The organism is [Muricauda] lutisoli (nom. illeg.), from assembly GCF_017313105.1.
Taxonomy (GTDB): Bacteria; Bacteroidota; Bacteroidia; order Flavobacteriales; family Flavobacteriaceae; genus Flagellimonas; species Flagellimonas lutisoli.
The window spans coordinates 78,615-104,801 of sequence record NZ_JAFLND010000001.1; the positions used below are offsets into that span (position 1 = coordinate 78,615).

At 40.4% G+C, this 26,187-nt stretch carries 31 protein-coding genes; 24 read left to right on the forward strand and 7 right to left on the reverse strand.

Going from position 1 to position 26,187, the window contains the following annotated elements:
• Complete coding sequence (locus J0X13_RS00390) at positions 1-846, forward strand: hypothetical protein (protein ID WP_207069539.1); 846 nt, start codon at positions 1-3, stop codon at positions 844-846.
• Here J0X13_RS00390 and J0X13_RS00395 read toward each other — a convergent pair.
• Positions 843-2,120: a replication-associated recombination protein A gene (locus J0X13_RS00395; protein WP_207069540.1), complete on the reverse strand. Its 1,278-nt coding sequence runs from the start codon at positions 2,118-2,120 to the stop codon at positions 843-845. The two genes, J0X13_RS00390 and J0X13_RS00395, sit on opposite strands and share 4 nt — an antisense overlap.
• Before the next feature lie 120 nt (positions 2,121-2,240).
• On the opposite strand from J0X13_RS00395, the gene J0X13_RS00400 reads away from it, so the two are divergent.
• Positions 2,241-2,963: a rhomboid family intramembrane serine protease gene (locus J0X13_RS00400; protein ID WP_207069541.1), complete on the forward strand. Its 723-nt coding sequence runs from the start codon at positions 2,241-2,243 to the stop codon at positions 2,961-2,963.
• A 3-nt stretch (positions 2,964-2,966) separates the two neighbouring features.
• Here J0X13_RS00400 and rlmB read toward each other — a convergent pair whose 3' ends face one another.
• From rlmB to J0X13_RS00430, 6 genes are all read right to left on the reverse strand, one after another.
• Positions 2,967-3,704 carry a 23S rRNA (guanosine(2251)-2'-O)-methyltransferase RlmB gene (rlmB, locus tag J0X13_RS00405; RefSeq protein ID WP_207069542.1) on the reverse strand — a complete coding sequence of 246 codons (738 nt, stop codon included), beginning with the start codon at positions 3,702-3,704 and terminating at the stop codon, positions 2,967-2,969.
• Between the two features lie 65 nt (positions 3,705-3,769).
• A complete protein-coding gene (locus tag J0X13_RS00410; protein WP_207069543.1) occupies positions 3,770-4,510 on the reverse strand; it encodes a hypothetical protein in 741 nt (246 codons plus the stop codon).
• A 98-nt stretch (positions 4,511-4,608) separates the two neighbouring features.
• A complete protein-coding gene (locus tag J0X13_RS00415; RefSeq protein WP_207069544.1) occupies positions 4,609-7,941 on the reverse strand; it encodes a VCBS repeat-containing protein in 3,333 nt (1,110 codons plus the stop codon).
• Positions 7,942-8,073: 132 nt separating this feature from the next.
• Positions 8,074-8,985, reverse strand: coding sequence for a hypothetical protein (locus tag J0X13_RS00420; RefSeq protein ID WP_207069545.1), 912 nt, complete (start codon positions 8,983-8,985; stop codon positions 8,074-8,076).
• Positions 8,986-9,041: 56 nt separating this feature from the next.
• On the reverse strand, positions 9,042-10,760 hold the full coding sequence (locus J0X13_RS00425) for a SusD/RagB family nutrient-binding outer membrane lipoprotein (RefSeq protein WP_207069546.1): 1,719 nt from the start codon (positions 10,758-10,760) through the stop codon (positions 9,042-9,044).
• 27 nt (positions 10,761-10,787) lie between these two features.
• Positions 10,788-14,030, reverse strand: a complete 3,243-nt coding sequence (locus J0X13_RS00430) for a SusC/RagA family TonB-linked outer membrane protein (protein ID WP_207069547.1) — start codon at positions 14,028-14,030, stop codon at positions 10,788-10,790.
• Between the two features lie 534 nt (positions 14,031-14,564).
• Between J0X13_RS00430 and rpsL the strand changes: the two genes are divergently transcribed.
• From rpsL to rpsE, 22 genes are all read left to right on the forward strand, one after another.
• Complete coding sequence (rpsL, locus tag J0X13_RS00435; RefSeq protein WP_014032016.1) at positions 14,565-14,939, forward strand: 30S ribosomal protein S12; 375 nt, start codon at positions 14,565-14,567, stop codon at positions 14,937-14,939.
• Positions 14,940-14,958: 19 nt separating this feature from the next.
• Positions 14,959-15,435, forward strand: coding sequence for a 30S ribosomal protein S7 (gene rpsG, locus J0X13_RS00440; protein ID WP_127138686.1), 477 nt, complete (start codon positions 14,959-14,961; stop codon positions 15,433-15,435).
• 8 nt (positions 15,436-15,443) lie between these two features.
• Complete coding sequence (gene fusA, locus J0X13_RS00445) at positions 15,444-17,570, forward strand: elongation factor G (RefSeq protein ID WP_207069548.1); 2,127 nt, start codon at positions 15,444-15,446, stop codon at positions 17,568-17,570.
• Positions 17,571-17,582: 12 nt separating this feature from the next.
• Positions 17,583-17,888, forward strand: a complete 306-nt coding sequence (gene rpsJ, locus J0X13_RS00450) for a 30S ribosomal protein S10 (protein WP_014032013.1) — start codon at positions 17,583-17,585, stop codon at positions 17,886-17,888.
• Between the two features lie 164 nt (positions 17,889-18,052).
• On the forward strand, positions 18,053-18,676 hold the full coding sequence (gene rplC / locus J0X13_RS00455; protein WP_207030343.1) for a 50S ribosomal protein L3: 624 nt from the start codon (positions 18,053-18,055) through the stop codon (positions 18,674-18,676).
• Positions 18,676-19,305 carry a 50S ribosomal protein L4 gene (gene rplD / locus J0X13_RS00460; protein ID WP_207069549.1) on the forward strand — a complete coding sequence of 210 codons (630 nt, stop codon included), beginning with the start codon at positions 18,676-18,678 and terminating at the stop codon, positions 19,303-19,305. Before rplC ends, rplD begins: the two co-directional genes overlap by 1 nt.
• Positions 19,306-19,312: 7 nt before the next feature.
• The gene (gene rplW / locus J0X13_RS00465; protein ID WP_207030341.1) at positions 19,313-19,603 is read left to right on the forward strand and encodes a 50S ribosomal protein L23; all 291 of its coding nucleotides are present in this window, start codon (positions 19,313-19,315) and stop codon (positions 19,601-19,603) included.
• A 9-nt stretch (positions 19,604-19,612) separates the two neighbouring features.
• On the forward strand, positions 19,613-20,437 hold the full coding sequence (gene rplB, locus J0X13_RS00470) for a 50S ribosomal protein L2 (protein ID WP_207030340.1): 825 nt from the start codon (positions 19,613-19,615) through the stop codon (positions 20,435-20,437).
• 11 nt (positions 20,438-20,448) lie between these two features.
• Positions 20,449-20,727: a 30S ribosomal protein S19 gene (rpsS, locus tag J0X13_RS00475; protein WP_014032008.1), complete on the forward strand. Its 279-nt coding sequence runs from the start codon at positions 20,449-20,451 to the stop codon at positions 20,725-20,727.
• A gap of 7 nt (positions 20,728-20,734) precedes the next feature.
• Positions 20,735-21,142, forward strand: coding sequence for a 50S ribosomal protein L22 (gene rplV, locus J0X13_RS00480; protein WP_163626142.1), 408 nt, complete (start codon positions 20,735-20,737; stop codon positions 21,140-21,142).
• A gap of 9 nt (positions 21,143-21,151) precedes the next feature.
• Positions 21,152-21,862, forward strand: a complete 711-nt coding sequence (gene rpsC, locus J0X13_RS00485) for a 30S ribosomal protein S3 (RefSeq protein ID WP_100816202.1) — start codon at positions 21,152-21,154, stop codon at positions 21,860-21,862.
• A 20-nt stretch (positions 21,863-21,882) separates the two neighbouring features.
• Positions 21,883-22,302, forward strand: coding sequence for a 50S ribosomal protein L16 (gene rplP, locus J0X13_RS00490; protein WP_127138692.1), 420 nt, complete (start codon positions 21,883-21,885; stop codon positions 22,300-22,302).
• A gap of 19 nt (positions 22,303-22,321) precedes the next feature.
• Positions 22,322-22,513, forward strand: a complete 192-nt coding sequence (gene rpmC / locus J0X13_RS00495; protein WP_014032004.1) for a 50S ribosomal protein L29 — start codon at positions 22,322-22,324, stop codon at positions 22,511-22,513.
• 13 nt (positions 22,514-22,526) lie between these two features.
• Positions 22,527-22,784: a 30S ribosomal protein S17 gene (gene rpsQ / locus J0X13_RS00500; RefSeq protein ID WP_014032003.1), complete on the forward strand. Its 258-nt coding sequence runs from the start codon at positions 22,527-22,529 to the stop codon at positions 22,782-22,784.
• Between the two features lie 2 nt (positions 22,785-22,786).
• The gene (gene rplN, locus J0X13_RS00505) at positions 22,787-23,155 is read left to right on the forward strand and encodes a 50S ribosomal protein L14 (RefSeq protein WP_014032002.1); all 369 of its coding nucleotides are present in this window, start codon (positions 22,787-22,789) and stop codon (positions 23,153-23,155) included.
• Positions 23,156-23,171: 16 nt separating this feature from the next.
• Positions 23,172-23,483 (forward strand): 50S ribosomal protein L24, encoded by a 312-nt coding sequence (gene rplX / locus J0X13_RS00510; RefSeq protein ID WP_237686040.1) that lies wholly within the window; start codon positions 23,172-23,174, stop codon positions 23,481-23,483.
• A gap of 2 nt (positions 23,484-23,485) precedes the next feature.
• Positions 23,486-24,037, forward strand: coding sequence for a 50S ribosomal protein L5 (gene rplE / locus J0X13_RS00515; protein ID WP_207030339.1), 552 nt, complete (start codon positions 23,486-23,488; stop codon positions 24,035-24,037).
• Between the two features lies 1 nt (position 24,038).
• Positions 24,039-24,308 (forward strand): 30S ribosomal protein S14, encoded by a 270-nt coding sequence (gene rpsN, locus J0X13_RS00520; protein ID WP_036379829.1) that lies wholly within the window; start codon positions 24,039-24,041, stop codon positions 24,306-24,308.
• A gap of 18 nt (positions 24,309-24,326) precedes the next feature.
• Positions 24,327-24,725: a 30S ribosomal protein S8 gene (rpsH, locus tag J0X13_RS00525; protein ID WP_207069550.1), complete on the forward strand. Its 399-nt coding sequence runs from the start codon at positions 24,327-24,329 to the stop codon at positions 24,723-24,725.
• A gap of 19 nt (positions 24,726-24,744) precedes the next feature.
• The gene (rplF, locus tag J0X13_RS00530) at positions 24,745-25,287 is read left to right on the forward strand and encodes a 50S ribosomal protein L6 (RefSeq protein WP_207030337.1); all 543 of its coding nucleotides are present in this window, start codon (positions 24,745-24,747) and stop codon (positions 25,285-25,287) included.
• An 11-nt stretch (positions 25,288-25,298) separates the two neighbouring features.
• A complete protein-coding gene (gene rplR, locus J0X13_RS00535) occupies positions 25,299-25,652 on the forward strand; it encodes a 50S ribosomal protein L18 (RefSeq protein ID WP_207069551.1) in 354 nt (117 codons plus the stop codon).
• 6 nt (positions 25,653-25,658) lie between these two features.
• A complete protein-coding gene (gene rpsE, locus J0X13_RS00540; protein WP_207030335.1) occupies positions 25,659-26,183 on the forward strand; it encodes a 30S ribosomal protein S5 in 525 nt (174 codons plus the stop codon).
• The last annotated feature ends 4 nt before the right edge of the window (positions 26,184-26,187 follow it).

Genomic DNA, 26,187 nt, shown 5'->3' on the forward strand with positions numbered 1-26,187 from the left:
ATGAAATCTAAAGTATTGTACATATTGCTTTTTGTAATGGGGCTTACAGGTACTGTGAATGCTCAACTGAATAGTTATAAATACATTGTTGTTCCCAAAAAGTTTAGTGAGTTTAAATCGGTAAATCAGTACCAGACCAGTACGTTGGTGAAATATTATTTTGCAGAAAATGGATTTAATGTTGTATACGACGATGCCCTTCCGATTGATTTGACCGACAACGGATGTCTTGGCCTTACAGCCGACCTTATTGATGACTCCACCATGTTCACTACCAAGGTTAGTATAGCTCTTAAAGACTGCAACAATCAAGAAGTTTTTAGGTCTGCACAAGGAACCAGTAAACTCAAAGGGTATTATGATACGTATAGGGAAGCCATTGCAAATGCATTTGTTTCTTTTGCAGGGATGAATTATAAATACGAGCCAAAGAAGGATAAACCAAAGGAACCCGATACAGTAACCATAAGTTTTAAAGATGATGTGAAATCTGTGGAAAAGGAACCAAAAGAGCATGTGGTTGAACAAAAGGCGACAAAGGAAGAACAGGTTTATAAGGCAGTACAGCCAAAACCATCCAAAATTGTTAAGGCTGTAGATAGAGAAGTATCTGTTATGGACGTTCCAACAGAACTTTTGTACGCCCAGCCAACGGAAAGTGGGTATCAGTTGGTGGATAGCACACCAAAAGTTGTACTTAAGTTGGAGTCCACCTCAATGGAAAATGTTTTTATGACCGAATTCCAAGGAAACAATGCGGTTGTTTTCAAGAAAGATGGCAAATGGTTTTTGGAATATTCGGAGAATGGTGAAAAAGTGCAAAAGGAACTCCATATCAAGTTCTAAAAATCGTATTTATCCTTCCATCTTTTCTTTAAAAAATCTTTCATGGAATTTTCTCTTGGATTGTTTCCTGGCTTGTAAAAGGTGGTTCCGGAAATTTCATCGGGAAGAAACTCAAAATCCACAAAATTATTTTCATGGTTATGGGCATAATCATACCCTTTTCCATACCCTAAGTCCTTCATTAATTTGGTGGGGGCGTTTCTAAGTGGTATCGGTACCGAGAGGTCCCCTGTTTGTCGCACCTTTTGTTGCGCTTCGTTTATGGCCATATAGCTGGCATTGCTTTTAGGGGAACTTGCCAAGTAGGTCGCACATTGACCCAATATAATCCTGGCCTCCGGATATCCAATAGTAGTTACGGACTGAAAAGTGGTGTTGGCCAAGACAAGGGCTGTAGGATTGGCATTTCCAATATCTTCGGATGCTAAAATAATCATTCTTCGCGCAATGAACTTTACATCCTCTCCGCCTTCGATCATACGTGCCAACCAATACACCGCGGCGTTGGGGTCGCTTCCGCGAACACTTTTGATAAAGGCCGAAATAATGTCGTAATGCTGCTCCCCGGTTTTGTCATATAATACGGTATTTTTCTGAACCTTGCTGAGCACTAGATCATTGGTTACTATAATTTTATCGCTTGCCTCCGAATTGATGATAAGTTCAAAGATGTTGAGCAATTTTCGTCCATCCCCTCCGGATAATCGCAGTAATGCCTCCGTTTCCTTTAGCTCAATTTGTTTTTTGGAGAGATTAACATCTGTTTTTATTGCCCGCTCCAATAGGGCAACAAGGTCTTCTTTCCCAAAAGGATTGAGCGTATATACTTGACATCTGGACAAAAGTGCCGGTATCACCTCAAAACTTGGGTTTTCTGTGGTAGCCCCTATTAAGGTGACCCAACCTTTTTCTACAGCACCTAATAAAGAATCCTGTTGTGATTTACTGAAACGGTGAATTTCATCAATAAAGAGGATCGGGTTTTTGGAAGTGAACAATCCCCCGCTTTGTTTTGCTTTCTCGATTACCTCCCGAACGTCTTTTACCCCACTGCTGATCGCACTCAAAGTGTAAAAAGGTCTTTGGCTTTCCGTTGCAATAATGTTGGCCAAGGTGGTTTTTCCAGTTCCTGGGGGACCCCAAAAAATCAAGGAGGGAATCACACCGTTTTTTATTTGGTTGGTCAATGCGCCCTGCTTTCCCACCAAATGTTGCTGGCTAATGTAATCCTCTAAGGTTTTTGGTCGTATGCGTTCTGCCAAAGGTTCGTTCATGAGGTAAAAATAAAATAAATTTGATGGTCTGTTGTTCTTGTAAGGGAAAGGATTTGTCTGGATAACCTGACAATTTGTATAATTTTAAGGTTATGGCGGGATGTTTGATTTTGTAAGGATATGAGTTCGGATTCATTTAAATTTTCCAATGCTGTGGTATTGGCGCCTTTGGTCGCAGTACTTTCCATTTGGATTGTTTTTTGGGTTGAAGTGAAGTTTGGCATCAACCTGAACGACTATGGAGTATACCCAAGAAGAATATCCGGCTTAAAAGGAGTATTCTTTAGCCCGTTTATTCACGGTTCCATTGCCCATTTGTACAACAATACTATTCCCTTGGCCGTTTTGACCGCCTTTCTTTTTTATTTCTATCAAAATGCAGCACTTAGGGTATTGGTTTTTGGGACACTTGTCTCTGGATTGCTTACATGGGTCATCGCGAGACCATCTTACCACATTGGAGCGAGTGGAGTGATCTATTTATTGGCAAGTTTTATATTCTTTAAAGGCATATTGGCCAAACATTATCGTTTGGTCGCGCTCTCATTGATCGTGGTTTTTATTTACGGGAGTATGATTTGGTATATCTTTCCGGTCAAAGATGGTATTTCGTGGGAAGGACACCTTGCTGGATTCGCTACGGGTCTGGTTCTCGCCTTTATAACCAAGGTTCGTGTTCCAGAGGTGCGCAAGTATGATTGGGAACGGGAGGATTATAAGGAAGAGGAAGATCCTTTTCTACAACATTTTGATGAGGACGGTAATTTTATCGAGACTGTTACCGAAGAACCAGAGGAGCAAATCGAAATTAAATACCACTATAAAAAATCCACTGAGGAGTAAAGGTTATTTTTTGCGCTGTCTCACCACTTCATAAAGGAAAACACCACAGGCTACCGAAACATTCAATGAACCGATTTTTCCCAGAAGAGGCAGCTTGGCTTGATGATCAAGTATGTTTAGGGTAGAGGGGGAGATGCCTTTTTCCTCCGATCCCATGATTATGGCCGTAGGTTGGTTGAAATCCACTCCGTAAATCTCGTTTTCGGCTTTTTCCGTAGCCCCCGTTACCGCGACACCTGAGGACTGTAGATAGAAAATGGCATCTTTTAAATGGTCTACCTTGGCAATGGGGACGTTAAAGGCCGCACCTGCTGAGGTCTTTACGGTATCATCAGTTATAGGTGCAGCACCGTTCTTTGGAATGATGATGCCATGGACACCGGAACATTCCGCAGTACGTATAATGGCTCCAAAATTTCTGACATCCGAAACTCCATCCAGCATTAAGAACAATGGAAGCTCATTCTTGGAAAGGACCTGTTCCACCAATTCTTCAAAGTTATGGAATTGTATTGGTGATATTTGAGCAACCACACCTTGGTGGTTGTTACGGGTAAGGCGGTTTAGTTTTTCAATCGGAACATAGGATAGGCTGATTCCATTTTTGCGTACAGTGGATTCCAGTTCTTTAAAGAGGTCACCTTTGAGGCCCTTTTGGGCAAATATTTTGTTGATGGGCTGGTCGGCATTTATCGCCTCCATAACGGCTCTTATGCCATAAATGATGTTCTCGTTTTTCATGTCGCAAATTTAGGCATAAAAAAAGCACTCGTTTTGAGTGCTTTTCAATTTTTTTAGTTTAGGGTTTATTGTTGTTCAAGCCAATTTAAAACCTGAATAACATCTGCTTCATCTTTAAGCTTTATTTTATTTTCTTTCAAATAACTCTTCACGGTATCTCGCTGATCAGCAGGTAATAATTTTAATAACTTCCTATTGGAAATTACTAACTCGTCAATTCTATTATTTTCAGGAACTTCCAAATAGTATTCTGTGAATTGAGAGAATCGTGGAGGAATGGCTTTAACAAATGAATTTTGTGCTTTTTGACCCTCGGTATACTTTACATCAACTCGTTTGTAAAACTTGTATTTACCGTCAGATAGCAATGTTAAATAACCGTTTTGTGTTAAACCGGAGTTGTCAATGAAAGTTTTAAAACTAAAAAGTCTGCCATCTACACTCCTTAAATTAATATTCTTGTCCCTCCTTAATGCGCTTACAGGTGAGGTTGGTGTATTAGAGCTTTTTATTTCAATTTCTTCCATGTAGGCGTTGTATCTGTAAAAAACGTCCGATTCAAAATCATCTTTATAATAAAGCTTACCAGGCATAAAGGCATCAGAAGTATAGGCAGAACCCTGTATGTCCGACTCTTTTTCTTTTCTTTTTTCCTTCTGGGAATTCACATCTCCCAACAAGTATGAAATTGATGCGCTATTACCAGACGTGCCAGAAACTTGACTTGCATTGACTGTTCCAAAAGTTTGGGCAATTGCACTTGATGCGCCAACAAAAACTAAACAAGTAAAAAGGTATTTTTTCATGTGTTCATATAATTTATAGAAATCTATAAATAATGTTTATAATTTATTTTATAGAAATGTTAAAATTTGTAATAATTATTATTTGACCCACCTTCAGATTAATTATTTAGGGAGTTGATAATAATACTACCGTTATTGGTCGCAGTTAATAACAGCTCTTTGTTAGCAGTGTTATTTAACCAAACCAAATCCTTAACATTACCTTCAAGGTAAAGGCCAGAGTCGCTCCTGTTCATAGTCTTATAGCCATCCTTTTGGTTTGAGATCAATACAACGCCCGAAACAAAATCCAACCGAGGGGTTTCGACTTCGGTTTGGTAAATATTACCGGCGAGAATACAGTCTTCAAAGCCATCACCGTTTAAATCTTTGAATTCAGTCGCCAAAATTGGAAAAGACTGTGCTACTGTCGGCAGGTCTTTTACTTCGAAATCACCATTTCCTTTATTTAAAAGTAAAATAGAATTAAAGTTGGTTACTTCATTCTCATAGGCAGTTTCCAATTTTTCCCCATAAACATCAACTAGTTTTGCATTGGCAAATTCGTCGAAGGTTTTGAATTTTTCCTTTATAAAGGGCATTTGTTGAGAGGAACATTCCCTCCCTCTAACAGGTACAAATTCTCCTTTATATTTCTTACTTAAAACGATATCCGGTGTGCCATTATCATCAAAATCGTTGGCGTAAATTTTGAAGGGTTTCGTTTTGCTGGCTTTGAATTTAAGATTCTCTCCTACGTTACCAACCAAGTAATCAGGCTTACCATCATTGTTGACATCAGTTTCTTTTACGGTGTACCACCAACCTTTTTGGTTGTCGAAGCTATAATCTTTTAAAAGCGAAAAGGTGCCACCTTCATTTTTGAAAAAACCGATATTGGTCCATTCTCCAACGGCAATCAAGTCTTCTTTGTCGTCACCATTAAAATCGGTAATTAAAATATCATTGACAATACCAAAACTTTCAAGCTCCGGAATTATTTCTTCGGTAACATCGCTTAGTGTTCCTGCATTATTCTGATAGACTATGGAAGGGGCAAAACGAGGATAATTTTGAGGTTGGATACGATTGCCGACAATGATATCCAAATAACCATCTAGATTAAAATCTAAACTGGCAATTGTTTTTCCTGATTTTGGAAAACTGTTCAGGGCCTCTTGTTGGTTTCTCGTAAAATTACCACTCCCGTCATTTACATATAATCTATCTGCGTAAAACGATGAATGCTCTAAAAATTCGTTACCGCCACTGACTATGAATAAATCTTTATCTCCATCATTTTCAATATCTATGAATAGTGCCGCGGTATCTTCGTAAGCCTTATCATTTTCAAAGGCAGGAATATTCTTTTCTGTAAATTTTCCTTGTTCAGATTGGATAAATAAAGCAGTTGGTTGGCCCGAAGCGCCCCCAACAACAATATCCATATAACCGTCACCGTTAACATCTGCTTTTTCAATAAAAGGACCTTGTGTGGATTGTTTGTAAGGAAGTAAAATTTCTTTTTCAAAGTCATCATAAGGGTTTTCCTTGTGGGAATAGTCCAAACCGATTTCATTTGGATTTACAGTTTCAAACAAGCTTGTTGTACCGGAATCGGAAATAGCTATATTGTTTACATCGGAATCATTGACCACAAGCTTTTTATTAACATCGACATCATAGGAGACATGATGCTTGCCATTAGGCCAAGAAATATAAACAGAATCTACTTTTGAGGTATTTCCCAGGCCAAAATGGGCTATGTTTTGGTGAGATGAACGGTATCCGCGAACCGTTCTTGATTCAACGATCTGTGAATTATCTCCGTCGTAAAAAATTTCAATTTTCGGATAGGCCTCACTCAATTTGCTTTTGGCGTCAACAATTAGAAAATTACCTTTTTTATTATCTACAGCAGTGTTTTTATAAAGAAAGGCAACTTCGTCCATGTTATTTACCACGGCATCCAGATCGCCATCGTTGTCAAAGTCCGCGATTGCTGCACCATTACTAAACGAAAAATCTGCCAATCCCCAATCCTTTGCCTTGTCGGCAAAGTTTAAATCCCCATTATTTTCAAACAGGATATTTGGAAGTTTTTCTGATGGCATTGATTCGTACAGACGTTTCTTAACTTCTAACGGCACATTGCCCTTATATTTTACTTTGGCCTTGAAGACCTCTTGTTGGAGGTCGTTGTCGAGGGCGTATCTTCTATACCCATTGGTAACAAAAATATCTTTATCCGCATCCAGATCATAATCGGCCATAAGTACGGACCAACTCCAATCGGTATTGGCTAAATGGGTTTGTTGGACAATGTTCGAAAACTTGTTGTTCCCCAAATTCAATTGGAGGGAATTGTACATATACTGGTAGTGAAAACCGGCTTTATTTGTTAAATAATCGAATCGGGCGGTATTCATGGATGCCATTAAAGTTTTTGATCTTACATGATCGTCGGCAGCCATATCCAGAACAAAGATATCCTGAAGTCCATCGTTATTGATATCTGCAATATCCATACCCATTCCATAGTATGATATTTGTTGGGTATAAGATTTTATTTGGTCCGAAAATGTACCGTTCCCATTGTTTATGAACAGCGCATCGGGTATATAATAATCACTGGCCACATAAAAATCCAAAAGATTGTCATTGTTAATGTCGGTTACCGTGATGCCCAATCCAAATAAAGGGCGTTCCAATCCGGCCGCTTTGGTAATGTCTTTAAATTTTCCGTTGTCGTTTTCATAAAAATGACAACTGTTGAAATATTGAGCCTCTTCACTTTCTGAGATCAGCTTGAATAGGTTGATCGGGTCAACACCATAAAACTCATTCTCGTTCATGACAAAGCAGTCAAGGTCATTGTCGTTATCAAAATCAAAAAATACGGTTTGGGTACTTATTCCCTGATCGGCCAAACCAAATTCCTCCGCTTGTTCGAGAAATGTTCCATCTTTTTGATTGATGTAAAGTAGATTGCTTCGTTTTTCCCGTTGATAGGGACCCCCTTGTGAAATGTAAATGTCCTGCCAACCATCATTATTGATGTCAACAATACTCACACCATTACTCCAGTTTTTATTGGTATTGATATTTGCTGTGTTTGAAACGTCCTCAAATTTGAAATCCCCAAGGTTTTTATAGAGCTTATTGGCAACTTGATTGCCGCAGAAGAAGATATCTTGAAGGCCATCATTGTCGAAGTCGATTATTCCGACACCGGCACCATTATAAAAATAGTCGTAGTTAAAAAGATTTTCTTTGGTCTCAATATTTTCTTGTATGGTATTCTGGAATTGGATACCACTTGTCTCAGCATCAATTTTTTCAAAAATGGGTTGATTTGATGTGATATTGGAATCATTGGTTTTTTTGTCCTTACATGCAGATGTGAGCATACAAACCAAGGATAGTATAGTTGTTCCTTTGAAGAAATTCATAATTAACGGAGGAGATCAATTATTTTTTTTAGCAGTAATATTATAAGAAAGGGGTTGCAGTGCAACCCCTTAATTTTATTTTCGACTAATTATACAATTAATTATCGAATAAGATGAACTAATCCTATGTGATTAGTCTGCGCAATAGTCTATTTCAATAAGACCAGCTGCAGTACCGGTACCTACGCTAGCAACCATGTTGCCTGCAGGTGTGTAAATTTGGAAGGAAATCTCTCCCCAAAAGTCACCTTGGAAATCAATTTCAGCCGCTCCCGTTTGGCCTGGAGGAACTTCGAATGTTGCAGTTCCTTCACTATCACCAGAAGTACAATCGTATCCTGGGTCTTCGTAAGGGGTACAAAGTCCTATTTCATATACGGTACCATCACTTAAAGTGATAATGATACCAGGGCCTCCACCGTCGGCAGTTGTTGGCTGCCAACCATCGCCGAATGCATCCTGCATATCAATGGTCCAGGTTCCGGCTTGAGTTGGTTTAGGTCCACATACCAAAACAGAAGTGTACTCAAAAGGTGAGTTAAAGTAAGAACCAGTCAATGTTCCTGAGTTATCTGCAGCAGAATAAACCCTTCCATCGGTTCTTACAATTTCAAATCTGATTGTGAATGCATCACCACCAAAAATCTCATCACCTGTTAAACCTAAAGCCGACTGCATTTCTTCAGCAGTTGCCGTATAGGTAAATCTTGGCAAACCATTTGGTCCGATGGTTCCATCACTTAAAGAGTATGACTGAACTAGTACCTCGGTATCTCCAATCGTGGAATTACCTTTGTCCGAGGTATTGTCATTATATCCTAAATACACATCAAGAGATTGGAGTAAATCCCCATTTTCCTGATCTTGAACTTCAACAGTTGCACCAAAACCTCCACCTAATAGAGTACTGGTTGTAACGTCATAGTCAATCGTGTTCTCTGTAACTTCGATAGTTCTAAGTATAGACCCTCTTGTTTCTTCTGCCACAATTTGGTCAATTACTTTGTCGCTATCTTCACAAGCTGCGAATAGTATTGCTACCATACCAGCTAAAAAGACTTTATTTATAAAATTAATTTTCTTCATTTTTCTAAAAAATTTTAGTTAGCTGGTGGAAATGTTGGACTAGCTGGATTGTTATCCCAAAACACCTGAGTAGTCAAATCTGACCTCTGCTCTAGGTTTGGATTGTTCAACACTTCGTTTTGTGGTAATAATAACGTTCTAGGGAACGGTCCTGGATCTGGTTCCCAGTTAGGGGCCACAGTTGTAGGGAAACCGGTTTTCCTGTAATAGTTATAAGATTCAAAACCACCACCGTACAAAGTTGTGAAATATTGCTCTGCAAAAATATTCTCTTTGTCATCACCAGTTGCGTTGTTGAATGCGTCAACAATACCAGCGATATAATCCTCAACTTCAGTTTCAGTTGGCTCGAAAGACAAGTCTGCAGAACCGTCCAAGGCACCAAAGCTCTGAACTTTTGCAATGGACTTGGTTAAACCAGCCTCCAGTGCATCCGCTTTTTCGGCATCGGATGTGGCCATTTCACCAATCCAGAAATCTACATAAGAAGACAGGATAATTGGCTCTATACCAGCACCGCCGCCACCTTGACCAAGACCAACACCAGGTGCCAAAAGCACGCCAGTTACGGCATCTACATCGCTAAATTGGCTATCATCAAAACGTCCAGCTGCAGGGTAAACACCAGGAGCAGTTTTTAAGAAACCATCCGGTGGTCCACCTTCATCATTACCATGAGATCTACCCCAGTACCCATTGTCTACACTGCAGTAAACATATCCTGCATAGTGTGCGGGTGGCGTGAAAAAAGAACAAGAAATGGTTTCTTCGTTCGGTGGCACCTCGTTACCATTAACGTCGATAGCTCCTGGAGTACCATTAGCTTGACGATAAAAGTAATATCTGATTCTAGGATCATCATTCTGTAGCATCAAATTCATGAGCCAGTTTGATCTATATGGCCCCACTCCGGTTGGAGTATAACTTGCTTCGTAATCTGGGTGACGGTCACTAGGTTGTAGTTCACTCACACCATATCTGAATTGTAAGTCATCATCAGAAGAAGTAATATAATCCCCAGAAGCAACTATGGCATCAAAAGCCGCTTTGTTTCCAGTGTTCTTATAGGAACGTAATCTGATAGAATTAAGGGCTTTTATCCATTTGGATGTGTCCCCTTCATAAAACATGTCTGTAGCACCTTGAACACCCGGTCCGGAAGCAAGTAGCGCTTCGGCCTCGTTCAAAAGTCTAAATGCTGCAGCATATATCTCTTCGCCACTATCTAAAGTTGGAGCAGGAAACTCAGCTGGATTACCAGCTTCAGAAAATGCAGCAACACCTAGCATATCCGCTAATTGAAATAATGAATGCGCATACATTATTTTACCTATGCCAATGTGAAAAGAATAATCCACATCAGTTTCGGCATCAATAGCTTCAAGGGCTTGCAGGTTTGTTAAAAGACCTACGTCAACACCTGTACCAGGTATGTTAAAATCAGAACTGTAGGTTCTTGCCCACACAGAATTTAACGTAGTACCTGAAAGTCCGTTAAAATAATTTCTGGAGCCAAAGTACTCAATACGGGTCAATTGAGCAGCTACGTCTCCAAAATCATCTTGGTTGGAAATGTACGCCAATTGCATTGCATTAAGCAGCAAATTGGGGTCCGACTGTGTCGGAGACAGTTCGTTTGGGCTTATTGTCAAGTCCAAATCAGTCGTTTCGCAGGCCGTAAAACTTATGCCCGCTAATAAGACCAATGTAATATGTTTAAATATATTTTTCATAATCTTAATCGTATTTAACAATTTTTATTAGAAGGATGCTTTAACGCTAAATCCATATCTCCTTGCACTTGGACCGTTCAAGAAATCAAATCCTTGTCCATTACCTACACCAACACCTTGTACGTTAGGGTCAAAATTAGCACCATCTGGAGTATTGTAAGCATCATACCACAAGTTAAATCCTTGTACAGTGAATGTCAATTGTCCGAATGGCGTTTTATCCAAAAATTTAGAAGGTAGGCTATATGCCAATGAAACTTCTTGCAAGCGAATAACCGAAGCATCGTAAATTCTAGTTTCGGTAGGTCCAAACAACAAGTTGGTAAAGTAATACGTAGAGTTGTTGATCTGCGTATTGTTAGGTGAGCCATCTGCCTTAACACCTGGCAAGATGTAAGTTCCTAATCTGTCTTGGGTTTCAACAATAAGACCTCTACCCAACAAAGTTGCTATAGTACTGGATAGGATATCACCACCCTTGGTATGGTTCACCTGAACATTCAAGCTCAGATTTTTGTAACGAAGCGTGTTGATGAAGTTCATGGAATAATCTGCGATAGCATCTCCAACAATAGGAGCCAATCCATCTGCATCTTGCTCAGCTACTTGGTAACTACCAGCACTGTTGACTATGAAATTACCATTGTCATCACGTTGAATAGCTGTTCCGTAGATAGAACCCAATGATTTTCCTTCTTGTGCTACGTTACCACCTCTAAACAATCCACCTCCTGCAGGAATGGAACCAGAATAGAAAATTTGATCCTGTTCTTGCTCGGTCACAATAACGTCATTGGTAAAGAAGTTGATTCTTGAATTCCAAGAGAAATCCTGACCATTAAAAATATCAACTCCTAAATCAGCCTCAATACCTTTGTTTTCAATGGCTCCAATGTTACTTTGAGTTAAAGTAAATCCTGTTGAAGGTGCCAATGGCTCTTGAACGATCAAGTCGTTGGTTGTTTTAAAGAAATAAGTAAAGTCCAAAGAAACTCTGTTCTTCCAAAACTTGGATTCAAATCCAACCTCTACTTCTTCCAAAAGCTCTGGTTTCAAATCAGGATTTGCTCTAAAGTTGGCAACCTGGTTTGTTGTTATGGATGATCCAGAAAGTTGATCGTTGAACACTTGTGTATTTTGCTCTGTAAAACCAACAGTTGGGTATGCAGAGTTAGTATCAAAGTTAGCGGAAGTACCATAACTTGCTCTAATCTTCAAAAAGTTCAATGCATTTTCCGACCTAAGTTCAGGGAACGCATTTGTTGGTAGGAACGACAAACTTGCTCCTGGATACGTAATACTATTGTTTGCACTTTGGAAATTGGATACCCAGTCCTTACGTGCACTTACGTTCAAGAATAAAAAGTCGTCATAATCCAAGGTCGCTTGACCTAAAAGACCAACAATGTTTCTTTTTCTTGAAAATTGTATCGGCAACTGATTCTGGTAGTTGAAATGTCTTTTAACACCAAATACGATTTGACCTGTACTTGATACACCATTTCTGTCATAAGAATCCGATCTTGCTGTTGCCCCAGCTGTAAAGCTAAGTCCAAGTTTATCAGAAATATCATAATTACCATTTATAGATACAAAGTGGTCCCAAATGGTATTGTTGTTATCGTAAGTTTGCAAAAATCCAAAAATTGCGGAGTTAAATTCAACACCACCTTTATTGGAACTGTTGTTGTTACGTTCGTTATAGAAATCCAAACCGGTTCTCCAGTTCAAATCCAAGTTTTCTGATAATGCATAGTTAGCAGATAAATTCCAGAAAAAACGGTTTGTAAACTGGTTGTATACAACATTCTTCGCAGTCCATCTAGGGTTGATGATACTGTTGTTCTGACGATAGTATACACTGGAACCGTCAATTGGGTTTTCAAATGGCAAGCCCATCAAGTCAACACTCAAAGGAGTAAAAAATACGTTACCATATACAGAAAGACCATCAGTACCGTTACCCCTACTTGATGCAATTGGAGGAGTAAATACATTCGACCTAGCGTAGTTCATTGTACCACGAATGGTGAATTTGTTACTTAATTCGGAAACACCACCTAAAGAGATGTTTACCCTATCAAATTTATTTCCTGGTGTAAAACCAACATCGTTAAAGTAACCAACGTTGGCATTAAAAGCCGTTTTCCCGTCTTCACTTGATCCAGAAATGTTAACGTTAGTACTCAAAGTTCTACCGGTTCTAAAGAAATCCTCCACTGAATCGTATGGTTTCCAGTCGTAACGAGCACCGGCGAATTCTGGGAACGCTTGTGGGATACCTGTTGCTGAAGAAGCCGTAGAGTAAGGGTGTGCTAACGTACCATTGTCATCAATCGCTGATTGGGCACCCCATCCTGCTGTACCGTCTTTATCAAAGCTTGGACCCCAGTTACTAAAGAACCATCCAAAAGATTGGTCAAAACCATTACCATATTGTTGTTGATAATTTGGCATGGAAGCAATATCGTTCGCAAAGAAAGATTGTGAAACTGTGATTTCGGTCTTTTTAGGTCCAGTAGTTGAAGAACCGGATTTTGTGGTAATCAAAATAACACCGTTTCTTCCCTGCGTACCATACAAGGTCGCAGCAGAAAGACCTTTCAATACTTCAATGCTTTCAATGTTGTTAGGGTCAAGGTCCAAGAATCTTGAACTACCAGTGTTACCAGATATGAAGCTTCCCTGTTGGTTGGTGTCGTTACTGAAAGGAACACCATCAACAATAAATAAAGCCTGGTTATTACCACTAAATGAGTTCAAACCCCTGATCACTACGTTGGTAGCTGATCCGGAGGCACCACCTGCAGAAGTAATGTTTACACCGGCGGCTTTACCAGAAAGCACCCTGGCAACATCACCCTCCGCTCGCTCTTCCAAAGCTTCGGAGCCAACAGAAGTCGTGGCGTAACCCAGTGCTTTTTTCTCTCTCTTGATACCTTGGGCGGTTACCACCACCTCTTCAAGAGCTTGAGCGTCTTCTGACATTTGTACATTGATTACGCTGCTAGCGCCAACTACTCTCGTGGCCGGTTTTTGACCGATGTAGGTAAAAAGCAATGTCTGCCCCTCACTTGCGCTGATGGCGTAATTTCCATCAAAATCTGTTTGGGTACCCGATGTGGTCCCTTCAACGACAATGTTGACTCCGGGCAGCGGGAGGCCATCGGCATCCGTAACAGTACCCGTAATCGTCTTGTCTTGTGCATAGGATATATGCACAACAAACGCCAATAATAGCGTTAACAATCCATTAAGTTTTGTTCTCATTGTTAAATTATTTGAATTAGCTGATCGCTAAAATCATAATTTCGTGTTAATAATCCAAACTAATTTTATAAAATCTTTAAGAACGCCATCGTAAATGTGATTACTGCAAAAACTTAAAAAATCATTAACAACTACATAATTTAAAGGGGGGATAATTCTTCTAAATGCAAATTAAACGGTGTCACCCCTCAAACCCAAGGGTGTTTTAATGCTTAGCCCAAAATTTTAAAGGCTTGCCGATTTTTATGAACTCTAAGGTGTCTTTTTTGGGTGTGCCCTTGGTTGTTAAAAAGGTGTGAAATCCAATATTGTATTTATACCTTAATATATACCATAAATACATTCCTTTTTTTCTTTGGCCGTTCCATGTGGCTGGCAAGTCTTTTTTGGTTTTATTTTGGTTATTTGAAAACGGTGCTCAAACTTTTTTTGGTTCTACCGCAAATTTAATTGGCATGGATTTGAATTATTGGGAATAATCACTACATTTGCAGCCCTCAAAATGAGGGTTATTTAGTTTTTAAAAGAAATTTAATGCCAACAATTTCACAATTAGTACGAAAAGGAAGGGCCACAATTACCAAGAAGAGTAAATCGGCTGCTTTGGATTCGTGTCCTCAAAGAAGGGGTGTTTGTACGCGTGTTTACACAACTACGCCAAAGAAACCAAACTCTGCAATGCGTAAAGTTGCAAGGGTAAGGTTGACCAATGGTAAAGAGGTGAACGCATACATCCCTGGTGAAGGTCACAATCTCCAAGAGCACTCGATAGTATTGGTTAGAGGTGGGAGAGTAAAGGATTTGCCTGGTGTGCGATATCATATCGTTCGCGGTGCTTTGGATACCGCAGGTGTTGCGGGAAGAACGCAACGACGATCTAAGTATGGTGCAAAGCGTCCTAAAAATTAATCATTTTTAAGAAGAAGCGATGAGAAAAAAGCAGGCAAAAAAGAGACCGTTATTACCGGACCCAAAATTTAACGATCAACTTGTTACACGTTTTGTGAACATGATGATGTGGGACGGTAAAAAGTCAGTTGCATTCAAGATTTTTTATGATGCAATTGCAATTGTAGACGAGAAAAACACCGACGAAGAAAAAACAGGATTGGAATTGTGGAAAGATGCTCTTTCCAATGTTATGCCACACGTTGAGGTTCGTAGTAGAAGAGTAGGTGGTGCAACATTCCAGATTCCTATGCAGATTCGTCCGGATAGAAAAATATCCACTGCCATGAAGTGGTTGATCAGCTTTTCAAGAAAGCGTAACGAGAAATCAATGGCACAAAAATTGGCGGCTGAAATTTTAGCGGCGGCCAAGGAAGAAGGTGCGGCAGTTAAGAAAAGAGTAGATACACACAAAATGGCTGAGGCCAACAAAGCGTTCTCACACTTTAGATTCTAAACAATATAATGGGAAGAGATTTAAAATATACAAGGAATATAGGTATTGCAGCTCACATTGATGCTGGAAAGACAACTACTACAGAACGTATTCTTTTCTATACAGGTGTGAGCCACAAAATTGGTGAGGTGCACGATGGTGCCGCTACCATGGACTGGATGGAGCAAGAGCAAGAGCGTGGTATTACCATTACCTCTGCTGCAACTACTTGTACATGGAAGTTTCCAATGGAGAATGCGCAGACATTACCTGACACAAAAGATTATCACTTTAATATTATCGACACCCCCGGACACGTTGACTTTACGGTTGAGGTAAACCGATCACTTCGTGTGTTGGATGGATTGGTGTTCTTGTTCAGTGCTGTTGATGGTGTTGAGCCACAATCCGAAACCAACTGGAGGTTGGCCGATAATTATAAAGTTCCAAGAATCGGTTTTGTGAACAAGATGGATCGTCAAGGTTCAAACTTCTTGGCTGTATGCAAGCAGGTTCGTGAAATGTTGGGTTCCAATGCTGTGCCGATTGTTCTACCAATTGGTGATGAAGCTGATTTTAAAGGTATTGTTGACTTGGCCAAGAACAGAGCTGTTGTTTGGCACGAGGAAAACTTCGGTTCTACATTTGATGTAGTCGATATACCTTCAGAAATGAAAGATGAGGTTAAGGAGTACAGAGCTGCCTTGATCGAAGCTGTTGCTGAGTATGATGAAGAGTTGATGGAGAAGTTCTTCGAAGATGAAGATTCCATCACTGAAGAAGAAGTGCATGCCGCATTGCGTGCAGCAGTTATGGATAGGGCCATCATTCCAATGATCTGCGGTTCTTCCTTTAAAAACAAAGGAGTTCAGTTCTTGTTGGATGCTGTTTGTCGCTACTTGCCTTCACCTTTGGATAAGGATGATATCGTTGGTATCAACCCGAATACAGAGAAAGAAGAAAGAAGAAAACCAGATCCAAAAGAGCCTTTTGCTGCATTGGCCTTTAAGATCGCAACCGATCCTTTCGTAGGTCGTTTGGCATTCTTTAGAGCGTACTCAGGTCGTTTGGATGCAGGTTCTTATGTGCTGAACAATCGTTCTGGAAACAAAGAGCGTATTTCACGTATCTATCAAATGCATTCCAATAAACAAAATGCTATCGAATACATAGAGGCTGGTGATATTGGTGCTGCTGTAGGATTTAAGGATATCAAGACAGGAGATACCCTTTCCGATGAAAAACATCCAATTGTTTTGGAAAGTATGCAGTTTCCTGAGCCTGTAATCGGTATTGCAGTTGAGCCTAAAACTAAGGCTGATGTTGATAAATTGGGTATGGCTTTGGCAAAATTGGCCGAAGAGGATCCAACATTTCAAGTAAAAACAGATGAGGCATCCGGTCAAACCATTATTTCCGGTATGGGCGAGCTTCACTTGGATATTATTTGTGACCGTCTTAGACGTGAGTTTAAAGTAGATGTTACTCAGGGTCAGCCCCAGGTGGAGTATAAAGAAGCCATCACTGGAACAGCTGATCACAGAGAAACTTATAAGAAACAAACTGGTGGTCGTGGTAAGTTTGCGGATATCGTATTTACCATGGAACCTGCTGAGGAAGGTAAGTCCGGTCTTGAGTTTGTTAATATGATCAAGGGAGGTAACATTCCTAAAGAATTTGTTCCATCTGTTGAGAAAGGATTCAAAGAGGCTATGAAAAATGGTCCTTTGGCAGGTTTCGAAATGGATTCTATGAAAATTACCCTTAAAGATGGGTCTTTCCACCCTGTGGATTCTGACCAACTTTCTTTCGAACTAGCTGCAAAATTGGGTTACAAGGTTGCTGCTAAGAAAGCTAAAGCGGTAATTATGGAACCAATCATGAAGTTGGAAGTTCTTACCCCAGAGGAAAACATGGGTGATATTGTAGGTGACCTGAACCGAAGAAGAGGTCAGGTTAACAGTATGTCCGATAGAGCGGGTGCTAAAGTTGTTAAAGCTGAAGTACCACTATCCGAGATGTTCGGTTATGTAACCGCCTTGAGAACTTTATCTTCTGGTAGGGCAACATCCACAATGGAATTTTCACACTATGCCGATACTCCTTCCAATATTGCGGAGGAAGTTATTAAAGCAGCTAAAGGAGTAACCGCTTAATTTTTCAGCAAGATGAGTCAAAAAATTAGAATAAAATTGAAATCTTACGATCACAATTTGGTGGACAAATCTGCTGAGAAGATCGTGAAGACAGTAAAAACAACTGGTGCGGTGGTAACTGGGCCAATCCCATTGCCAACGCGTAAAAAGATATTTACGGTTTTGCGTTCGCCTCACGTGAACAAAAAATCGAGAGAGCAGTTCCAATTGAGCTCTTACAAGAGACTGTTGGATATATACAGCTCTTCATCAAAAACCATCGACGCGCTTATGAAGCTTGAGCTTCCGAGTGGGGTTGAGGTTGAGATCAAAGTCTGATAATGTTTCTGCCCTAGGTGGGAGCAACATGTCCCGAACGACGGTTCGGGAAAAACGGAGAAAGAAAAAAATCTGGGTCAGAACAGAATATTTTCTTGACCCAATTTTTTTGCCAAGAAGTTGGTAAAAGTTATAAAAAGTAAATAATTGTTAATTAATTAAATATGTCTGGGTTAATAGGTAAGAAAATCGGTATGACCAGCATTTTCGACGAGAATGGAAAAAACGTTCCATGTACCGTATTGGAAGCTGGACCATGCGTGGTTACCCAAGTCAGAACCGAAGAGGTAGACGGGTACAAAGCCCTTCAACTAGGTTTCGATGACAAGGCAGAAAAACGTGCTAACAAGGCCGAAACAGGCCACTACAAAAAAGCAGGTACTTCTCCTAAAAAGAAAGTCGTTGAGTTCCAAGGGTTTGAAGGTGAATACAAATTAGGAGATACCGTAGGTGTTGATTTGTTTGTAGAAGGAGAATTTGTTGATGTAGTAGGTACATCAAAAGGAAAAGGATTCCAAGGTGTTGTTAAGCGCCATGGTTTCGGTGGGGTTGGACAAGCAACTCACGGTCAGCACAACAGATTGAGAGCTCCTGGTTCCATTGGTGCTGCATCTTATCCGTCCAAAGTTGTAAAAGGTCTTCGTATGGCCGGAAGAATGGGTGGAGACAGAGTTACTGTACAAAACTTAAGAGTATTGAAAGTGGTTCCAGAGAAAAATCTTTTGGTAGTAAAAGGATGTGTACCTGGCCATAAAAATTCATATGTAACTATTCAAAGGTGGCAATAATGAAGGTAGCAGTTTTAGATATCAATGGAAAAGAAACAGGTAGGAAAGTCGAGCTTTCCGACGATGTTTTCGCGATAGAGCCTAATGAGCATGCTATTTATTTGGATGTTAAGCAGTACTTGGCCCATCAAAGGAAAGGTACTCATAAAGCCAAAGAAAGGGCTGAGATAGCTGGAAGTACCAGAAAAATCAAAAAGCAAAAAGGTACCGGTACCGCAAGGGCTGGTAGTATCAAGTCACCTATTTTTAGAGGTGGTGGTAGAATCTTTGGTCCAAGGCCAAAGGATTATACTCAAAAGTTGAACAAGAACATGAAGCGATTGGCGAGAAAATCTGCCTTGAGCTTGAAGTCCAAAGACAAATCTTTGGTGGTTGTGGAAGACCTCAATTTTGACGCTCCAAAAACCAAGGACTTCGTTAATTTCTTGTCTTCCTTGGGAATAGAAAATAAAAAGTCCCTTATTGTGTTGGGCGATACAAATAATAACGTATATTTGTCGTCGCGTAATTTGGAACGTTCCGAAGTTGTAACAGGCTCAGAATTAAATACTTACAAAATTGTTAACGCAACAAGTTTAGTATTGACCGAAAGCGCTTTGGAAGGAATTGAATCGAACCTAAAGAAATAAAAGTATCATGAGTGTGTTGATAAGACCGATAATTACGGAAAAAATGACCGCTGACAGCGAGCTTTTCAATCGCTATGGATTCTTTGTAAATCCAGCTGCTAACAAGTTGGAAATCAAGGAAGCGGTAGAGGCTACTTATGGTGTTTCTGTTGAAAAGGTGAGAACCATGAACTATGGTCCAACGCGTAAGAGTCGTTATACAAAAACCGGAATTCAGCACGGGAAAACAAACGCAATGAAAAAAGCGATTGTGGATGTGGCTGAAGGTGATATTATTGATTTTTACAGTAATCTATAAAGACGAGAAATGTCAGTTAGAAAATTAAAACCGATAACCCCTGGTCAGCGTTTTAGAGTAGTAAACGGATTTGACGCGATTACTACTGATAAGCCGGAGAAAAGCTTGCTTGCTCCGATAAAAAAGACGGGTGGTAGGAACAGTCAAGGAAAAATGACCATGCGTCACAAAGGTGGTGGTCATAAAAGAAGATATCGAATCATCGATTTCAAAAGGGATAAGCAAGGAGTTGAGGCCACTGTGGTTTCAATTCAGTATGATCCCAATAGAACTGCATTTATCGCCTTAGTGGAGTACAAGGACGGTGAGAAAAGATATGTGGTTGCCCAAAACGGATTGCAGGTAGGACAGACTGTAAAGTCTGGTTCCGGTTCTGCTCCTGAAATTGGAAATGCACTTCCATTGAGCGAGATTCCGTTGGGTACAATTGTGTCTTGTATAGAGTTGAGACCAGGTCAAGGTGCGATCATGGCGCGTAGTGCTGGAACTTTTGCCCAATTAATGGCAAAAGATGGTAAGTTCGTGACCTTGAAACTGCCCTCTGGTGAAACCAGAATGGTTTTGGCCACATGTTTGGCCACTGTAGGTGCAGTTTCCAACTCCGACCACCAATTGCTTGTTTCCGGTAAAGCTGGTAGAAGCAGATGGTTGGGTAGAAGACCAAGAACTAGACCTGTAGCTATGAACCCTGTTGATCACCCAATGGGAGGTGGTGAAGGTAGAGCTTCAGGAGGTCATCCAAGATCTAAGAACGGTATTCCTGCTAAAGGATTTAGAACTCGTTCTAGAACTAAGGACACCAATAGATATATCATAGAACGTAGAAAGAAATAAAAGAAAAGTAAATGGCACGTTCGTTAAAAAAAGGACCATACGTTCATTTTAGTCTGGAGAAAAAAGTCCAGGCCAATATAGAATCAGGTAAGAAATCGGTTATCAAAACGTGGTCTAGGGCCTCTATGATAACGCCGGACTTTGTTGGGCAAACCATCGCAGTACACAACGGAAGACAATTTGTTCCCGTGTTCGTTACTGAAAACATGGTGGGTCACAAACTAGGAGAATTTTCACCTACTAGATCTTTTAGGGGTCATGCAGGAGCTAAAAACAAAGGTAAAAAGTAAGTAAGCTATGGGAGTTCGTAAAAGAGAAATGGCCGAAAGGTTAAAAGAAGAGAAAAAGCAACTTGCTATTGCAAAGCTTAACAATTGCCCAACTTCTCCAAGAAAGATGCGTTTGGTCGCTGACTTAGTGAGAGGCAAGCAAATTGAGATGGCATTGGCTACCCTAAGGTTCAATCCTAAAGAGGCATCCAGAAAATTAGAAAAGCTTTTACTTTCTGCAATTGCAAACTGGGAAGCTAAAAATGAAGGTGCTGATATTGAGGCTGCCGATCTTTATATCAAGGAAATCCGTGTGGACGGAGGAACTATGTTGAAGAGATTGAGACCAGCTCCACAAGGTAGAGCACATAGAATTAGAAAGCGTTCCAATCATGTAACCATGATCTTGGAGGCCAATAACAACGTTCAAAGCTAGAAGAATAATATGGGACAGAAGACCAATCCAATAGGAAATCGCTTAGGAATTATCAGAGGATGGGAATCCAACTGGTACGGAGGAAATGATTACGGCGATAAACTGGCTGAAGACGATAAAATCAGAAAGTACCTTTATGCGCGTTTGGCTAAAGCTAGCGTATCCAGGGTAATTATAGAGAGAACCTTAAAATTGATCACTATTACCATTACCACGTCAAGACCTGGTATCATCATTGGTAAAGGTGGGCAAGAGGTGGACAAGCTAAAGGAAGAGCTTAAGAAAATCACCAACAAAGAGGTTCAGATCAACATTCATGAAATTAAGAGACCTGAGCTTGATGCAAACTTGGTAGCTGCAAGTGTCGCAAGACAGATTGAAAGCAGAATTTCATACAGAAGGGCCATTAAAATGGCTATTGCAGCAGCAATGCGTATGAATGCCGAAGGTATCAAGATTCAGATTTCCGGACGTTTGAACGGGGCCGAGATGGCACGTTCCGAATCTTACAAAGAAGGAAGGATTCCATTATCTACTTTCCGTGCAGATGTGGACTACGCCTTGCACGAAGCTCACACTACCTATGGTAGATTGGGAGTAAAGGTATGGATCATGAAAGGAGAGGTTTACGGTAAAAGAGAGCTTTCCCCATTAGTAGGATTAAGTAAGAGTCAAGGAAAAGGCGGCAAGGATAACAAGAAATCCCGTCGTAGAAAGTAATTAAGATAAAGTAAGGTAAAATGTTACAGCCAAAAAGAACAAAATTTCGTAAAGCCCAGAAAGGGCGTATGAAGGGGAACTCTCAGAGAGGGCACCAACTTTCCAATGGAATGTTCGGTATCAAGTCCATGGATTCGCACTTCATTACTGCTCGTCAGATAGAGGCTGCACGTATCGCTGCGACAAGATACATGAAAAGACAAGGTCAGTTGTGGATCAAAATATTCCCGGACAAGCCTATCACCAAAAAACCTCTCGAGGTTCGTATGGGTAAAGGTAAAGGTGCTCCAGAATATTGGGTAGCCGTGGTGAAGCCTGGTAGAATCATGTTCGAGATTGCCGGTGTACCAAAGGATATTGCCGAGGAAGCCTTGAGGCTCGCGGCACAAAAACTTCCGGTGAAGACCAAGTTTGTTGTAGCAAGGGATTATTCCGCCTAATTTTTAATTGAGAAGAAAGATGAGACAATCAGAAATAAAAGAACTTTCAATTGAAGAGCTAAAGGAGAGATTGGCCGAGTTCAAAAAACAACACGCCGACCTAAAAATGGCACACGCTGTTACTCCTTTGGAAAATCCTTTACAGATCAGAAAGACTAGAAGGACGGTAGCAAGACTTGCAACTGAATTAACTAAAAGGGAATTACAATAATCGGTTCTGCCTTATGGAAAACAGAAATTTAAGAAAAGAAAGAATAGGCGTTGTTACCAGCAACAAAATGGAGAAATCGATAGTGGTTTCTGAGGTAAAACGAGTGAAGCACCCGATGTACGGGAAGTTCGTTCTGAAGACCAAGAAATATGTTGCCCACGACGAGAAGAACGATTGCAACGAAGGTGATACCGTCAAAATAATGGAAACACGACCATTGAGCAAAACAAAATGCTGGAGGTTGGTAGAAATCCTAGAAAGAGCTAAATAATTATGGTACAGCAAGAATCAAGATTAAGAGTTGCGGACAATACCGGTGCAAAAGAAGTTTTGACCATCCGCGTACTAGGAGGAACAAAAAGAAGATACGCTTCATTGGGTGACAAAATCGTTGTTACCGTAAAAGAAGCCACTCCAAACGGTACTGTAAAGAAAGGTTCTGTGTCTACAGCAGTTGTTGTTAGAACAAAGAAAGAAGTGAGAAGACCAGATGGTTCTTACATCCGTTTCGACGACAACGCATGTGTGTTGTTGAACCCGACCGGGGAGATGAGAGGAACTCGTGTATTTGGTCCTGTTGCCAGAGAGTTGAGGGACAGACAATTCATGAAGATTGTTTCATTGGCGCCTGAAGTGCTATAAAAGAAATATCAGAAAGATGAAGTTGAAAATAAAAACAGGGGATACGGTAAAAGTCATTGCGGGAGACCACAAAGGCAGTGAAGGTAAAGTACTTCAAGTAGACCGTGAAAAGAACAAAGCTATCGTGGAAGGCATCAACGAAGTGTCCAAACACGAAAAGCCAAGTGCGAACAACCCTCAAGGAGGCATAACTAAAAAGGAGGCCCCAATACATATTTCCAATCTTTCCTTGATCGATCCAAAATCTGGCGAGGCTACTCGTGTTGGATACGAAGTAAGGGACGGAAAGAAAGTAAGGTTTTCCAAAAAATCCAATGAAGTAATTTAGTCATGAGTTACATTCCAAGATTAAAACAAGAATATAAAGAGCGCGTAATCAAGGCGCTGACCGAAGAATTTGGTTACGAAAATGTAATGCAAGTTCCCAAGTTGCAAAAAATAGTGGTCAGCCGTGGAGTCGGTGCCGCTGTTTCCGATAAAAAACTGATCGATCACGCTGTGGATGAGTTGACCAATATTACAGGTCAAAAAGCGGTCGCTACCCTTTCCAAGAAAGATGTTGCATCTTTTAAATTGAGAAAAGGTATGCCAATTGGCGCAAAAGTGACCCTTAGAGGAGAACGCATGTACGAATTTTTGGATAGATTGATCACCAGTGCCCTTCCCAGGGTTCGTGATTTCTCAGGAGTTAAAGCCACAGGTTTCGACGGTAGAGGTAACTACAATTTGGGAGTTACTGAACAAATCATCTTTCCAGAAATCAATATTGACAGAATCAACAGAATCAACGGAATGGACATTACGTTCGTTACTTCCGCTGAAACTGATAAAGAAGCAAAATCATTGTTAACCGAACTGGGAGTACCCTTTAAAAAGAACTAGTATGGCCAAGGAATCAATGAAAGCCCGCGAAAGAAAAAGGGCTAAAATGGTAGAAAAATACGCCGAGAAAAGAAAGGCTCTAAAAGAAGCGGGAGATTATGAGGCTTTGCAGAAGTTGCCAAAGAACGCTTCTCCTGTTCGTATGAGGAACCGTTGTAAACTAACAGGTAGACCTCGTGGTTACATGAGAACTTTTGGTATATCAAGGGTTATGTTCAGGGAAATGGCCAATAAAGGTTTGATTCCTGGAGTTAAAAAGGCAAGTTGGTAATTTAGATAAAGAAAAGAAATGCTTACAGATCCAATTTCAGATTATTTGACCAGATTGAGAAATGCCAACAAGGCAGGTCATAGGGTTGTAGATATCCCAGGTTCCAATCTAAAAAGACAGATTACCAAAATATTGTTCGATCAAGGATATATTTTGAGCTATAAGTTCGAGGAAGATAAAGTACAAGGGAACATCAAAATCGCCCTTAAGTACGATAAATTCACCAAGGAGCCTATCATTAAAAAATTGCAGAGGGTAAGTAAGCCCGGTCTGCGAAAGTATTCAAGCTCTAACGATTTGCCTAGAGTATTGAACGGTTTGGGTATCGCTATCGTTTCAACTTCCCACGGAGTTATGACGAGCAAGCAAGCTCAGCAAGAGAACGTAGGTGGTGAGGTATTGTGCTACGTATATTAATTGAGAAAAGAGAAGAAAAATGTCTAGAATAGGTAACAGTCCAGTAAAAATCCCTGAGGGAGTCACTGTAGAGGTGAAGGATTCCATGGTTACTGTAAAAGGTAAATTGGGAGAGCTTACACAAGAGTTTTCAGGGATTGACATAAAAGTCGAGGACGGAAGTGTTGTTTTGGAAAGACCTTCCGATGACAATAATCACAAATCAAAACATGGTTTATACCGCGCTCTTATCAATAATATGGTAGCAGGTGTAACCGAAGGTTGGACCAAGGAATTGGAACTTGTAGGAGTTGGTTACAGAGCCAGCAACCAAGGACAGAAATTGGATTTGGCCCTAGGATTCTCTCATAACATTGTTCTGGACATCGCTCCCGAAGTAAAGATTGAGACCATCTCCGAAAAAGGGAAAAACCCTATCGTAAAACTAACATCTCACGACAAGCAATTGGTAGGTCAGGTGGCCGCCAAAATCAGATCTTTCCGTAAGCCAGAGCCTTACAAAGGAAAAGGTGTGAAGTTTGTTGGTGAGCAATTAAGAAGAAAAGCAGGTAAATCAGCTTAATAATTAAGACTATGGGATTATCTAAGACTGAAAGAAAATTACGCATCCGAAGAAGAATACGCAAAGTATCCTTCGGAACTGAAGCAAGACCAAGGTTGTCTGTTTTCAGAAGCAATAAAGAAATATATGCCCAGTTGATTGACGACAATAAAGGTGTAACTTTGGCGGCGGCTTCATCCAGAGATAAGGATGTCGACTCCAAAGGAACAAAGTCCGAAGTTGCGACCAACGTGGGTAAGGCCATAGCCGAAAAGGCCCTTAAGCTTGGTGTTGAAGCCGTTGCTTTTGATAGGGGAGGAAACCTATATCACGGAAGAGTAAAATCATTGGCTGAAGGAGCTAGGGAAGCCGGACTAAAATTTTAATAAACTATGTACCAGAATTACAAAAACGTAGAGACAGTAAAGCCAGGTGGACTGGAGTTGAAAGACCGTTTGGTTGGAGTACAAAGAGTTACCAAGGTAACAAAAGGTGGTAGAGCCTTTGGTTTTTCGGCAATAGTTGTGGTTGGTGACGAAAATGGAGTTGTTGGACATGGTTTGGGAAAATCCAAGGAAGTAGCTACAGCCATTGCTAAAGCTATTGAGGATGCCAAAAAGAACTTGGTTCGAATTCCATTGAACAAAGCAACCCTTCCTCATGAGCAAAAAGGAAAATACGGTGGAGCAAGAGTTTTTATCAAGCCTGCTTCCCATGGTACCGGGGTTATTGCCGGTGGAGCTGTAAGAGCTGTATTGGAAGCTGTTGGAGTACAGGATGTACTGTCTAAATCCCAAGGATCTTCCAACCCACACAATGTGGTAAAAGCTACTTTCGATGCTTTGTTGCAATTGAGAAGTGCTGATACCGTAGCAAAACAAAGAGGAGTTTCCTTGGAAAAAGTCTTTAAAGGATAAATAG